12 protein-coding genes are annotated in these 14,343 nt (G+C 38.9%); 10 read left to right on the top strand and 2 right to left on the bottom strand.

Features of this window, described 5'->3' with window-relative positions; translation table 11 throughout:
* The first annotated feature begins 106 nt into the window (after positions 1–106).
* The 4 genes from SANK73390_RS07545 (at position 107) to arcA (ending at position 4,342) form a co-directional block, all read left to right on the top strand.
* The gene (locus SANK73390_RS07545) at positions 107–1,141 is read left to right on the top strand and encodes a methyltransferase (RefSeq protein WP_462765106.1); all 1,035 of its coding nucleotides are present in this window, start codon (positions 107–109) and stop codon (positions 1,139–1,141) included.
* Positions 1,142–1,383: 242 nt separating this feature from the next.
* On the top strand, positions 1,384–3,003 hold the full coding sequence (locus SANK73390_RS07550) for an ATP-binding protein (RefSeq protein ID WP_462765108.1): 1,620 nt from the start codon (positions 1,384–1,386) through the stop codon (positions 3,001–3,003).
* Complete coding sequence (locus SANK73390_RS07555; protein ID WP_462765110.1) at positions 3,003–3,518, top strand: YfiR family protein; 516 nt, start codon at positions 3,003–3,005, stop codon at positions 3,516–3,518. The genes SANK73390_RS07550 and SANK73390_RS07555 overlap by 1 nt, the downstream gene beginning before the upstream one ends.
* A 107-nt stretch (positions 3,519–3,625) precedes the next feature.
* Positions 3,626–4,342: a two-component system response regulator ArcA gene (gene arcA, locus SANK73390_RS07560; RefSeq protein WP_261592601.1), complete on the top strand. Its 717-nt coding sequence runs from the start codon at positions 3,626–3,628 to the stop codon at positions 4,340–4,342.
* Positions 4,343–4,578: 236 nt separating this feature from the next.
* On the opposite strand, the gene arcB is transcribed toward arcA, so the two are convergent.
* Positions 4,579–6,912, bottom strand: a complete 2,334-nt coding sequence (arcB, locus tag SANK73390_RS07565) for an aerobic respiration two-component sensor histidine kinase ArcB (RefSeq protein WP_462765112.1) — start codon at positions 6,910–6,912, stop codon at positions 4,579–4,581.
* Positions 6,913–7,123: 211 nt separating this feature from the next.
* Here arcB and folE2 point away from each other — a divergent pair, with 211 nt between their 5' ends.
* From folE2 to SANK73390_RS07585, 4 genes are all read left to right on the top strand, one after another.
* Positions 7,124–8,044 carry a GTP cyclohydrolase FolE2 gene (gene folE2 / locus SANK73390_RS07570; RefSeq protein WP_261592603.1) on the top strand — a complete coding sequence of 307 codons (921 nt, stop codon included), beginning with the start codon at positions 7,124–7,126 and terminating at the stop codon, positions 8,042–8,044.
* Between the two features lie 82 nt (positions 8,045–8,126).
* Positions 8,127–8,717: a DUF2726 domain-containing protein gene (locus tag SANK73390_RS07575; protein ID WP_462765114.1), complete on the top strand. Its 591-nt coding sequence runs from the start codon at positions 8,127–8,129 to the stop codon at positions 8,715–8,717.
* 124 nt (positions 8,718–8,841) lie between these two features.
* Positions 8,842–9,549, top strand: coding sequence for a 5'-methylthioadenosine/S-adenosylhomocysteine nucleosidase (gene mtnN / locus SANK73390_RS07580; RefSeq protein ID WP_462765116.1), 708 nt, complete (start codon positions 8,842–8,844; stop codon positions 9,547–9,549).
* A 2-nt stretch (positions 9,550–9,551) separates the two neighbouring features.
* Positions 9,552–10,514 (top strand): cobalamin biosynthesis protein CobD/CbiB, encoded by a 963-nt coding sequence (locus SANK73390_RS07585; RefSeq protein WP_462765118.1) that lies wholly within the window; start codon positions 9,552–9,554, stop codon positions 10,512–10,514.
* 246 nt (positions 10,515–10,760) lie between these two features.
* On the opposite strand, the gene tyrS is transcribed toward SANK73390_RS07585, so the two are convergent.
* Positions 10,761–11,960: a tyrosine--tRNA ligase gene (gene tyrS, locus SANK73390_RS07590; protein ID WP_462765128.1), complete on the bottom strand. Its 1,200-nt coding sequence runs from the start codon at positions 11,958–11,960 to the stop codon at positions 10,761–10,763.
* 147 nt (positions 11,961–12,107) lie between these two features.
* Between tyrS and SANK73390_RS07595 the strand changes: the two genes are divergently transcribed.
* Together SANK73390_RS07595 and SANK73390_RS07600 are read left to right on the top strand one after the other, a co-directional pair.
* Positions 12,108–13,436, top strand: a complete 1,329-nt coding sequence (locus tag SANK73390_RS07595; RefSeq protein ID WP_462765120.1) for a peptidoglycan DD-metalloendopeptidase family protein — start codon at positions 12,108–12,110, stop codon at positions 13,434–13,436.
* 159 nt (positions 13,437–13,595) lie between these two features.
* Positions 13,596–14,343 (top strand): IS4 family transposase (locus tag SANK73390_RS07600; protein ID WP_462765122.1); only part of this gene is annotated, 748 nt, incomplete at its 3' end.

Consider the following 14,343-nt stretch of genomic DNA (forward strand, 5'->3'; position numbering starts at 1 on the left):
GCCTTGTTACTAAGCCAGTTATCTGCCGCAATAGTTGACAATTTATTAAATGCAATTGGTATAAAACTGTTCAAGGGTCTTTAAAGGCTCTTAATAATGAGTAATTATGAGTAAGTTATCTAATCCAAGCCTATTACTACTTCGTAATGAAGAAGAACTCAGTGGCAGCAATATTTTAGTCATCAATACCAACCGTGATGGCTTTTTGTCACAATTAAGTCAGCTTAACCCTAATGCAACCATTAATGCATTTAGCTATAATGTTGCTGATCATAACGACTCAAGCAAATACCCAGATGTACACAGTTTTGTCGACTGCAAACTCCCCTCTCTTGAATCACTTGATTTAATTATTTACTACTATCCAAAGTCTAAGCCTGAAGCATTAATGATGCTTGATAACATCCGCTCAATCGCAAACAACAATACACGGCTATTGGTTGTGGGGGATAATAAAGGTGGTGTTAAATCAGTAGAAAAACAATTAAAACCGTTTGCGGAACAATTTTATAAATTAGATAGCGCAAAGCATTGTGTATTATATGAGTTTTCTGAACTTGAGCCGTTTGAAAGTTTCGATATAAAACGCTACCAAAGCCTGTTTACAGTCAAAGTGGCTGAGCAAGAGTTTACAGCTGTAAGCTTACCGGGTGTATTCAACCACGGTAAACTTGATGTTGGCACACGACTATTACTTGAAAATATACCAGTGCCTTACAAAGGTAAAATCTTAGATTTCGGTTGTGGTGCAGGTATCATCGCCACATTTGTTGGTACACAACAGTCAGAACTGAAACTATCTTGTTTAGATGTTAATGCACTCGCTCTTTATGCAACACAACAAACACTTACATTGAACAACTTAACAGCTGAATGTATTTTAAGTGATGGTATGAATGAAGTTAGCGGTCAGTATCACCTCATTATAAGTAACCCACCATTTCACACCGGCATTGCTACTGACTACGGTATCGCTGAGCGGTTCTTAGAGCAAGCAAAAGGCTTTTTAAAGCCCAACGCTCAAGTACAGATTGTTGCTAATAACTTTTTAAAGTACCCACCTATTTTGGAACAACAATTCGGTAAGTTTACTGTCCTAGCAAAAAACACCAAATTTACTGTCTATCAAGCAAGCAAGTAATCAGTTCAGCGCCGTGAAATCGTTTTTTTAGGCGCTTGTTGGATAAAATAACATGCAAAATCAGGGATTTTTTTGTTATTTTATCCAATCTGTTTGCTACACTAGAATATAGTTCATAATATTCAACTCTTTTTAGCGCCAAATAAAGTAAATTGAGTAACTTGCGCGCCTTCGGTTGCTTCTTAAGTTACCATAAGTAGAGCAGATAAAGTATTTGGTCACTGGCTGAATAAAGGCTAATAATGACAAAACAGGCTTCAAAAACCAGTATACGGAAAGTGTTAATTAGCGCAGTAATGCTAGTTACAGCCCTATGCCTGTCGCTGTCAATTTCGATCTCAACCTATTTAGACATAAAAGAGCAGCGCCTACTCATTATCAATAAACTTGATATGATCGCTGAAATTGTTTCTTTTAATGCACAAATAACATTAATTTTTGAGGATAGAAAAACAGAAGAAAAACGTCTAAAATCATTTAAAGCCGTTGATTTAGTTAAAAATATACATATTTATGACATTGATGATGTAACCAACAAACCCGTATTTTTTACCAGTTATAATGCCTCCAAAACGCCGCCAGTTCCGTTAAAAGTCAATAGCATTGAAGAGCTAAAGGTGCCAAGGATCACAGCTGACTACATAGAGCTCATTAAACCAGTAATCTATGAGGACAAAGTGGAAGGATATGTATATATTCGTGGCGGATTAGAGCGTTTAAATGAATACATCAATACCAAAATACTTGTCGACATCTCATTAACTCTCATTGTTTTACTGCTCGTTTTACTCGTTGCAAGAGGCATTCAACGTAGAATAGCTCGACCTATAGAAGAACTGTCAATCTTATTACAAGATGTTTCTAAAAATCACAATTACAGCACGAGAGCATCTGGTAGTCACATAGAAGAAATTAATATCTTGGCGAGCAGCTTAAACGTCATGCTTACTCGTACACAAAACCAAATTGAGCGGCACCAAGCCGATAAATTAGAAATTAAAAAGCTCAACCAAAGCTTAGAGGAAAAGGTTAACCAACGCACCATCGCCCTGCGCGAAGCCAACCAAGAGTTACTCAATACACTTGAGCGAATGCATCAATATCAAAATCAAATTGTCGAAAATGAAAAGATGGCCTCTTTGGGGCAGATGGTTGCAGGCGTTGCCCATGAAGTTAATACACCCATTGGCTTAGGTGTTACAGGCTCTACGTTGCTACGAGACAAACTAGCAGATATTAAAAGCGCCTTTGAACAAAAAAGCTTAACGTCTAAGCAATTAGAGCGTTTTATTAGTGATGGGATTGAAAACTTAGACTTAATCTATCGTAATTTAAATCGTGCCGCAGACTTAATATCGAGCTTTAAGCGTGTTGCTGTAAGTCAAGATTTAGAACTCAGTTCGGACGTGAATTTAGCGGTGCTTTTAGACAATATAATTAGAGCTATGAAGCCAGAGTTGGCTAGTAAAACCCCTAAAATTAGTATTGATTGTGCGGACGACTTGGTGATCAGCAGTAAAGCTGGGCCACTACAGCAGATTTTTGAGCAACTAATATCTAACTCTTTATTGCATGGTTTTAGTGATCCACAAGGCAATGAAATATATATAAAAATAAAACAAGAAAATAACCAGTTAAATATAAATTACAGCGATAATGGCTGTGGTGTATCCAGTGTAATAAAAAAACGTATTTTTGACCCGTTTGTCACCACTCGGCGCGGAGAAGGTGGCAGTGGTTTAGGTATGCACTTAGTTTATAACCTAATAACACAAGCATTGCACGGTAACATTTCCCTTGATGAAACCTATAAAGATGGTGCTCGATTTATTTTAACTTTACCACTAGGTGAGGTTAACTAATGAGGCTGTTGTTATTAATATTGTTTGCTTTTCCGATACTGTGCAACGCAAAATCACCCGACCAAGTACGCTCTGCTTTTTTATACCAAATGGCAAAGTTTATTGAATTCCCTAATCAACAAACAAAAACATCAACTAAGTTTTGTTTTTTAAATATTGATAATGGTCCAGGTTTAATATTAACGGGTAACCGCAATTTAAAAATTAGAAGTTTACCCATAGAAATATTATTAATAGAAAAACCTCAAAATTTAAAGGAACTTTCAGGGCAATGTGATATCACATACATTGATGAAAGTAATGAAGATGATATACTTAGTGTTTGGATTAAAGCAGACCCTTTAGATACAGTGTTTGTAGGGGAAAGTATAAATTTCCTTGAAAGTGGTGGGATTGCCTCATTAGTCCAAGAGGGGAGTAAAATTCGACTGTATATAAATAAGCAACAAGTTTCTCAACATAACTTTAAAGTGTTATCAAGACTGCTTGCTGTTTCTAAGTTTCATCCTGATTAATTTTACTTGTTAACAATTAGATATACTCCTATAATCGTAAATATTCGGTTTTATTAGATAGTACCGAATTTCATGTAAATAATATATTCCGAAAAGGTTAATTAATAATGCAAACGCCAGTCATTCTGATTGTAGAGGATGAAGACGTAACTCGCCTGAACCTCGTTAGCTTATTTGAAGCAGAAGGTTACAAAGTAATTGAAGCCATTGATGGCGATGACATGCATGATAAACTGACAGCGCATGACGACGTCAATCTTGTAGTTATGGATATCAATCTTCCAGGTAAAAACGGCTTAATCTTAGCGCGTGAATTACGCCAAAAAAGAAACATTGGACTCATTTTCTTAACCGGTCGTGACAACGATGTCGACCGCATTCTAGGTTTAGAAATTGGTGCTGATGATTACATCACAAAACCTTTTAATCCTCGAGAGCTGACTATTCGTGCACGTAACTTGATCTCTCGTACAGGGTCATCTGCAGAAGAGTCTTCTATTGATACTAATGGTGTTATTACCTTCAACGGATGGGAGCTTGATGAAAACAGTCGCTGTTTAACTTCTCCTGCTGGTGATGCTAAACGCCTACCTAAGGGTGAATATAGAGCATTACGTCTGATGCTTGACTCTCCAGGTCGCATTTTTAGTCGTGAGCAGTTGATTAAGCACATGACAGGCCGAGAGCTTCGTGCTAACGACAGGACGGTTGACGTTACAATTCGTCGTATTCGTAAGCATTTTGAAAGTGACAACAATACATCTGAACTGATCAGCACCATTCATGGTGAGGGCTATCGCTTTATAGGGAAAATTGATAGCTAACTGTCATAAGGTTTCAGGGAGTTTTGCAATTATGAAATAAGGGGCTTCAAGCCCCTTATTTATTTTGTTCTGGCTGGATAAACGAACTTTCCCACTACCTGCGTTACTGTTACTTGTAATAGCCAGCTGTTAGTGCATAAAAGTGTCTTAATATTGACCGCAGTATCATTATTGAGTGGTAACTAATTAAGTTATTCGATGTTTATTATTTCAAAACCCTTATCCAAAAACTAATATTATTTAGCTTTATCACTAATCACCAACAGATTAATCGCTTGCTCCAGTAACACGATCCCTTCACTAATCTTTGCTTCTAATTGTTCAATCCAATCTCTCAGTACTGCACTTTGGACCTGATGTGCTTCTAACTCCATCTTTTTAGTATGCAGTTGTACTTGATCTAGCCCCACGGACCCTGCGGCACCTTTAAGCTTATGAGCAACCGATGCATATTCATCAATATCTTTATCATTAAGCGACTGGCGCAGCTCTGAACAATACTTAGGGTTAAGAGTTTTAAATAGCATTACACTACGTTTAAACGCTTCGCTACCCATCGAATCCATAAAGTCGGTAATTGTTTCTATATCAAGTTCATGTTGCTGCTGCTCACTAAATGTTATCGCGTCTAGATATTCTTTCGCATTCGCCTGCTGTGCATCAATACCAAATAACTCTGCCAACATTTTATCCAATCGAGTGGTATTAATTGGCTTAGCCAATGCGCCTTGAATGCTTATTCCCGCTAATTCTTGCTCCGCACTTCGAACATTCGCGGTTAGAGCAACAATTGGTAAGTCATCAAAGTGACTATCGGCGCGGATTTCTTTAGCTACTTGATCACCATTGATATCCGGTAACTGCATATCAAGCAGAATTAAATCTAGCTCATCTTCTGTGGCAACCATTGACAGCGCGTCTTCACCTGTCTCTGCCCAAATAACTTCATGACCTCGCTGTTCAAGCAAGTTAGTAGCTATTTCTGCATTTAACGGAACGTCTTCCACTAATAAAATATAGAGGCTACGACCCGCATAACTTTGTTGTTTCGGTGCTTTGCATAAATTCAAAGGAACTTCTACATCAAAACGACTTCCTTGACCTTGAATACTACTTACACGAATGTGACCTTTCATTGCCAATACCAATGCCTTGGTAACAGCAAGGCCAATGCCCGATCCAATGGCGTTAGTTCCGGTTAAGTCTGGAGCTTTATAATACATGTCAAAAATACGTTCTTGTTGATCTGCAGGAATACCAACACCCGTGTCGCTAATACTAATATTAAGCCAAGTTCCAGATTCTCTATTCTCGCGCTTGCACTCAAGCAAAACGCTTCCTTTGTGAGTAAACTTAACTGCGTTGTTGATTAGGTTCCATAACACTTGTCGCAAACGTGTTGGGTCTAATAAAGCGTATATATCTAACATTCCCACACGATTTATTGTGAAATCTAGCCCTTTTTGATCTGCTATTAAACCAGCAAAATTAACAACGTCATTGATAAAATCAGAAACATTAATACTATCTGTAGCAATATCTAATTGCTCTCGGTCGATTTTATCGAGATCGATAATATCATTAAAAATATTCCCTAACGTTTCTGCGCTAGAAAAAATCGTATTACACCAACTTTTTTGCTGTTGAGATAACTCCGTATCAAGCAGCATTCGCGTTAGGCCAACGATGCCATTCAAAGGTGTTCGCAACTCATGACTTAAAGTAGCAATGAACTTACCTTTATCTTTATAAGCAGTTTCTAGTGCCTGTTCAGCTTCTTTACGACTCGTAATATCTCGGCCAAAAGCCAATAACCCAATATATTTACCATCATCATTAATGAATGGTAGCTTGCGCATTTCAAACCAGCGATTTTCATCGTTTACTGGGTATTCAACATCCAAGGTTACAGGTTGATGCATAGTAGACACTTCTGTATCGGTACTGAGGACCTCAGGTAGGTAATTTTGCGGGTATATTTGTTCCACCGAACGTCCTATCAACTGCTCGCTAGATTTGCCTATCACCATCTCAAACATTTTATTACAGCCGGCAAACACACCTTCTTCATCTCGGTAATAAAATAAATCAGGTGATGAGTCTACAATAGAGCGTAACAACATACCTTGTTGCGCGAGTTCCTGTTGTGTTTTTTTGCGTTCGGCGATTTCTTTTCGCAACTCTTCAATTGCTCGGTGCTTGGCGTGCAATGCCATCTTACGTTCATCAATTTCGTTATTAAGGCGATTAATATTATCTTTGAGCGTTTGATTTAGCAGTTTCTCTTGTTGTGTGGCTGACTCAAGATAGGTTTTAGAGTCTTCTAATTGATGTATCGAACGGATCATTATTGATATTAGTACTGGAGAGGTCACCGCTGAAAAAAAGATGACAGCCAGTACATCTACTATCTTTATTTCGCCAAGCGCAACATAGTAAAACATACAAGATAAAATAAGAGCAATTAGCAAGATAAAAAAATAGCAGATAAAGCTGGCTGGCTTTGCGCCATATTTACTGACTAAATTTGCTAAAACACGGGCCCAAGGGCCAAAAGAAGATTCTGTCATAGTCACCACATACCCAATTTATCCGCACATTATACCCAAGCAATACCAAGATGCTAATTATTCATTTTATTAAAACCTGCGCAGCTCAAACTGTAATAACTTATGCACAAATTCTCTATTCTTATCATTTTAAAGCAATTCTTAAAGGGGCAACCTATTGGATTATAGTGTAATATGCCCGCTTTTAATCGTCGTGACCATGAGGGTTTAGATGCAAACCATAATGCCAGATATTGCTGATACCGCAGAAGCCTTGCAAACCGGAACTTTAGATTGGGTCGGTATGGGAAATATTGAACTACCACTACTATTTTCTAGTAAAGGGTTATCCGACATTACCGTCACTGCAAAAGCGGATGCATTTGTTAACCTACAAAACGAACAAGCTAAAGGCATCCATATGTCGCGTTTATTTTTGTCATTAGATACTTTATCTTGTGAGCAAACGCTAACGCCGAGTACGCTCAAAGCTGTTCTAGAGAGTTTTGTAACCAGTCATCAAGATTTGAGTAATGCGGCAAAAGTTGCACTTCATTTTGAGCTGCCGCTTCGCCGCTCTTCGTTGTTAAGCGGCAAACAAGGCTGGAAAAACTACCCAGTGACAATCACTGCCAGCTTAATTGACAATCAATTCTTACTAGAAATAGCTGTTGATGTAACTTATTCATCAACCTGCCCTTGCTCTGCGGCATTAGCTCGGCAGCTTATTCAGCAAGCTTTTACAGAGCAGTTTGCCAAACAACAACTTAATTTTGAACAAATACATAACTGGTTAGGCAGTACCGAAGGTATTGTGGCTACACCTCACTCTCAACGTAGCATTGCCAATATCAAAGTAAAGCTTGCCTGTGACAGTCAAGAGTTTGATATCTTAGCACTTATTAATTGTGTTGAGCATGAGCTAAAAACCCCTGTGCAGGCAGCTGTAAAGCGAGAGGATGAGCAAGAGTTCGCACGTTTAAATGGTCAAAACTTGATGTTTTGTGAAGATGCAGCCAGAAAACTCAAAGCACTATTTGAAGTATCGAATTATCAAGACTACTACATAAAAATTAATCATTATGAGTCTTTACATGCACATGATGCAGTCGCTTATGCAGTAAAAGGTTTACCACAAGGTTACCAAGCTTAAAGAAATTAAATAAACACTCTTAAACAGGCATGAAATTTGCTTAATAAATGTAAATTGTCAAATTGTTGTTGTGGAGTGTTTTATGGAATTTGCTTTATTATCAATATTAGCGCTAGTAGTAGTGGCTTCAGTGGTCGCAGCAAAATTCACCGACGCAGGTGGTAACCCTTATCCATTTAATAAAAAAGATTCTGTTTTTAGCAACGTTGAAGCTTCGTTTCTCACTTTATTAGAGCGTGCCGTAGGTGATAGATTTAAAGTCGTTAGCCGAGTAAAGCTAGTTGATTTAATTGAATGTAAACCAGGCCTTTCAGATAAGTCGCGCAGAGCGGCGCTAATAAAGGCAAAAAATAAACAACTTGATTATGTGCTTGTAGATAAAGACACACTTAAGATAATGGCTGCAGTGGACTTAGTTAATAACGCGAATAAAGGTGGCCATAAAGCCCAACGAGATTGGTTTGTTAGTGGTGCGCTAGAATCCGCGGGGATCCCTCATATTCGTATGAAAGTTAAAGCCGGATATAAAACAGCTGAAGTGCGCAGTGCTATTTTATTCAAGCTTGGCAAAAATACCAAAACTCCGACTCGTACTCGTAATCGTACTGAAAAACCGGCTGTCTTGTCGCCATCTCAGGCCAAAGCTCACTCAACACAACTTGCCGAAATATAGTCACGCTCAAATACATCAAGCAGGCTATAAGCCTGCTTTTTCATGCCGTTAACTTGAGAATGAAACTCGCATTTGTGTCTTGCTCAGGTATACTAATATGCAAGTTTTTATAGGAATTTTTAACATGAAAATTGGTATTATTGGCGCAATGGAGCCTGAAGTTGCGATACTTCGCGAAGCAATACAAAACAAACAGCAGCTTACTAAAGGCGGCTTTACTTTTTATACAGGAGAGCTTGCAGGTCATACGGTAACACTGGTGCAGTCGGGTATTGGTAAGGTGGCTGCGACTGTAGCAACCACCTTGTTAATTGATAACTTTGAGCCTGATTGCGTGATCAATACCGGATCTGCTGGCGGCTTTGAACCTAGCCTAAATGTAGGTGACGTGGTTATATCTGATGAAGTAAAGCATCACGACGTTGACGTAACAGCCTTTGGCTATGAAATAGGCCAAGTTCCACAAATGCCTGCTGGTTTTAAGGCACATCCTGCTCTCATTGAGGCTGCAAAACAAAGTGTTGCAAGCCTGAAAGAGACACAAACAATGACGGGGTTAATTTGTACTGGCGATTCATTTATGTGCGATCCTATACGTATCGATAAAACTCGCGCAGATTTTCCAACTATGTTAGCGGTAGAGATGGAAGGCGCTGCAATAGCTCAAGCGTGCCATGTTCTTAACACACCGTTTGTGGTTATTCGCTCACTGTCTGATATCGCTGGTAAAGAGTCTCCACAATCATTTGAAGAATACTTAGAGGTTGCTTCTGTAAACTCTTCAAAGCTTGTGACAGCATTACTTGAAAAGCTAACAAACGTTAAGCTATAAACGTGCTACTTGAACTTATGCAAGCCCATCAGGGCTTGCTAATATTAGTGGTAACATTGTCAGCGGCTCATTTTCTACCATTGCTTAGCAGTTATCATCCCAATACGATTCTATCACTGGTTTTCAAAGCAATTGCGCAACGTGTTTATCAAAATGATTCAACAGCAAGCTACCAAAGGCTCAGTGGTACTTTAGCGTTTTTCTTACCTTGTTTAACCATCGTTATTCTGTGCTACTCAATAGCTCAATTTGCCTACTACCCACAGTGGTTAGGTGGATTAATTCTTTATTTGTGTATTGAAACACGCATTATTACAAGAGCTAAACGCATTTCAACCTTGCTCAAACAAGAGCAAAAATCTACGGCAAGGCAATTACTGAGCAGTATAGTTGCTAGAGATGTTAATAAACTTTCGAGTGTTGGTATTGCCAAAGCATGCATTGATAGTACTTGCCTGCGCACTGTTAGGCATTATTACCTTATCATTTTATTTTATATACTACTTGGACCTATTGCGGCGCTTAGTTACAAGCTGCTACTCATATGTGATCATGCATGGCGCAAAGAACTTAAACCCAATAGTAGATTTATGACGCCACTCAAACACACTATTTATGCCATTGAGTGGCTTCCTCTTAGAGTATTTGTATTATTGATGGCTGCGCCATTGCACGGCAAAAAAGTAATACATTACCTAAAACGATATGCTAGATACTTTTACCAAAAAAACAGTGGTTGGGTCTTATCACTGTTTGCAGCTAACCTAAAAGTACAACTTGGTGGCCCTTGCTTTTACCTCGGGCAACGCTTTGAAAAAATGCGATTAGGGGTTGAACGACACCCCGAACCTAACGATATTGATGTACTCGTTAACTTACTAACACAGATTCAAACCTTTTTCTTTTTAGTGTTAATGCTTCTATGGCTTGCTTATACTTTAGGCATTGCTTTTTTAACCTTGTAACCTTACTTCAAAAAGTGCGTAATTTAATATTTCATACCCATTTTATTAAAACATTGCTCATTCTAGCGAACTAAATGACTTATTAACTGCGTTAAAAATGACTCATGTAAAATAGTTAGATACCAACGTTTTCGGCAGCTTACTAAGCCATTCATTTAATGCCACTGCTATTAAACTTTAACTCCCGCATAAAAAAGCCAGCTCTACAAGCTGGCCTTTAGGGCATGCTTATTTTTGCAACAAACTCTAGTTTACAGTTACCTTAGCAAATTTGCGTTTACCCACTTGGTAAATTGCTGTGCTACCTTTTTCAATTGACAATTTGCTGTCGGTCACTTTGTCTTCACCATTAAGTTTTACAGCTCCTTGCTTAATCATACGCATAGCCTCAGAGGTACTTGCAACCAATCCGGCTTCTTTAAGGAGGTTGGTAATAAATGTAGAAGGCTCATCAATAGTAATGCTAACCTCTGGAATGTCATCAGGTAAGGCGTTCTTTTGAAAACGTTTAATAAAATCTTGGTGTGCTGCATATGCATCTTCATCACTGTGAAAGCGTGCAATCATTTCTTTGGCAAACTCAATCTTAATATCACGGGGGTTACGGCCATCGACAACTTGCGCCTGCAACTGTGCAATCTCTTCCAAAGACAGCGCGCTGAGTAATTCATAATAGCGCCACATCAAGTCATCAGAAATAGACATGATTTTACCAAACATATCATTTGGAGCATCTGTAATACCAATGTAGTTACCTAGCGACTTAGACATTTTTTGAACGCCATCAGTACCCTCTAATAATGGCATCATTAATACTGTTTGCGGCTTTTGGCCTTCATCTTTTTGCAGCTCACGGCCCATAAGTAGATTAAACCGTTGATCGGTACCACCAAGCTCAACGTCTGCCTCAAGTGCAACTGAATCCCAACCTTGTACGAGCGGATATAAAAACTCATGAATGGCAATTGATTGTCCACCTGCATAACGCTTTTTAAAATCATCACGTTCAAGCATGCGAGCTACAGTTTGTCGAGCTGCAAGCTTAATCATACCCGCACTGCCCAACTTATCCATCCAAGTAGAGTTAAAGGCAACCGTTGTTTTGGCAGGGTCTAAGATTTTAAAAACCTGTTCTTTATATGTTTCTGCATTGGCAAGTACATCTTCTTTAGTTAGTGGCTTTCGAGTGGCATTTTTTCCTGTTGGGTCACCAATCAGGCCTGTAAAATCACCAATTAAGAAAATTACCTCATGACCTAAGTCCTGAAATGTCTTTAACTTATTTATTAGAACAGTGTGACCTAAATGTAAGTCCGGTGCAGTTGGGTCAAAACCCGCCTTAATCTTCAATTTTTTGCCTGACTTAAGCTTTTCTTTTAAGTCATCTTCAATAAGGATTTCTTCCGCACCGCGTTTTATCTCTGCAAATGCAGTTTCTAAGTCCACCATTCATCGCTCCAAGTATTCAGTTTATCGCTCGATTCTAGCCTATATTTGAGCGAGTTTAAATGCACAAAATACTGGTATTGCTGCTTTATTGGGTATATCCTGCAATATTATTAGTAAAAATCTTGACAGCAGAAAAGGCGCGTTATGGTTCACGTGGTGTATAAGCTCCCTAAAAAACACAAACTGCTTATTATGAGTCTCATCTCCTTAATGTTGATTGTTGCACTATGGCCTTCAGAAAAAGCAACAGCCTCTCGAGACAACGATAAGAAAGCGTTAGAAGTTGGTAAGCGTTATGAGTTACCTGTCAAGGTAAGCGAAGAAACAGAGCACCTTACCGAGCTAAATGCAGTTGACAACACTGCCACTAATATACAAAAATTTGAATATAACTTTATTGATCATGAAGTTAAATCAGGTGATAACTTAGCGATTATATTTAAAAGAGCTGGCTTTTCTGCGCAGACTTTACACCAGCTCGTTAACACGAATGCCGAAACGCGCAAACTCACTAAAATTCACCCTGGTGAAGTGCTAAGTTTTGCTAAAGGTGAAAATGGGCAACTAGCACAATTAAAATATGTTTTGTCTAAAACTGATACATTATATGTCACTTTAAGCCCTGAAGGCGCTTACGACACTGCAATTCAAAGCAAAGAAATAGAAACAGTCGCCAAATCTGCTGGTGGCCAGATAAGCTCCAGCTTTTGGACCGCAGGTATAACTTCTGGACTGTCTGAACGCCAAATTATGAACTTTGCAGATATCTTTGGCTGGGACGTCGACTTTGCGAATGACATTCGTAAAGGTGATAGCTTCTCGATTGTGTATGAATCTCACTTTGTTGATGGCGAAGAAATTGGCACTGGTAAAATCATTGCAGCCGAATTTATCAACCAAGATGAACGCTATAACGCAATACGCCACACAGACGGTAACTTTTATACACCTGAAGGGCGCAGTATGAAAAAAGCATTTTTACGCGCCCCCGTTAACTTTAAGTACATCAGCTCTAGTTTTAACCCTCGCAGAAAGCATCCAGTTACAGGCCGAGTAACTGCGCATAGAGGTATTGACTATTCAGCACGTACAGGAACCCCTGTTGTTTCTTCGGGTAATGGTAAGGTAATTAAATCAAGCTATAACCGATTAAATGGCAATTATGTATTTATTCAACATGGTAGTAAATATGTGACTAAATACTTACACCTTAACAAGCGTATGGTTAAATCTGGCCAGAAAGTAAAGCAAGGTCAAAAAATTGGTACTGTGGGCGCAACTGGTCGTGTTACAGGTGCTCACTTACACTATGAGTTTTTAGTGAATGGGGTTCATCGCAACCCAAGAACCGTTAAATTACCTAAATCTCAATCATTGCCAAAAGATGAGCTTGCAGCGTTTAAACCTGTAGCAAAAGAGTTACTTGCCAAGCTTGAGCGTACTAGAGAGCTACAACTAGCAATGAATAAATAGCCTTCTGTACTCTAATGAAAACGGCTTCATTTTTTATGTGGTAAAAATAAAAAACCCGCTTACAGCGTAATGCTGATCAGTTAAGAAATAAACAGATCAGTTGACCGATCTTTAAAAGGGTTCAGAATCCGATATTAGGAAACTAATATCGGATTTTTTATGCCCCTCTCTAATCATTTTAACAACTTGTCTTCATTTTTAGATGATGTTCACACATTGGATAAATTAAAGAGTGTCCTTGACGCGGATATACTTGAGCAGGCTTTCGCGCATGCTGGAGTAGCCACCGTGCGACGAAGAAGGTTGCCGTTAGAAGCCATCATGTGGTCAGTCATTGGTATGAGTTTATTTCGTAACGAAACAGTATGGGATATTGCTAGCCGATTAGATATTAATCTGTCAGGGAAGAGTAAACTTGTTGCGCCCAGCGCCTTGGTTCAAGGTCGTCAACGCTTAGGCGTAGATGCGGTACAACACTCGTTTCAGTTACTAGCGCAAAGAACATTTTACGAAAACGCTTTTGAGCAGTGGTGTGGACTGAATTTGTTAGCTGTTGATGGGGTAAGTTTCAGAACACAAGATAATGATGAAAATCGCAATGCATTCGGTAGTGACAGTAACCAATTTGGTGAGGGCAGCTATCCTCAAATCAGGATGTGTAGTTTGATGGAAGTGTCGAGTCATCTTTTATTGGATAGTAGCTTTGATGCTCGTCATGTAGGGGAAATGACGCTTGCAAAAAGACTTTTACCTTCTGTTCCAGATGATTCTTTAACGTTGTTTGATCGAGGCTACTATTCTTTAGACCTTTTATATCAATGGCAAACTCAAGGGCAGAATACACACTGGATGCTGCCTGCTAGGAAGGATTTACAATACGAGGTCGAGCGTAACATTAGCGATAACC

This window comes from Pseudoalteromonas sp. SANK 73390, from assembly GCF_054966645.1.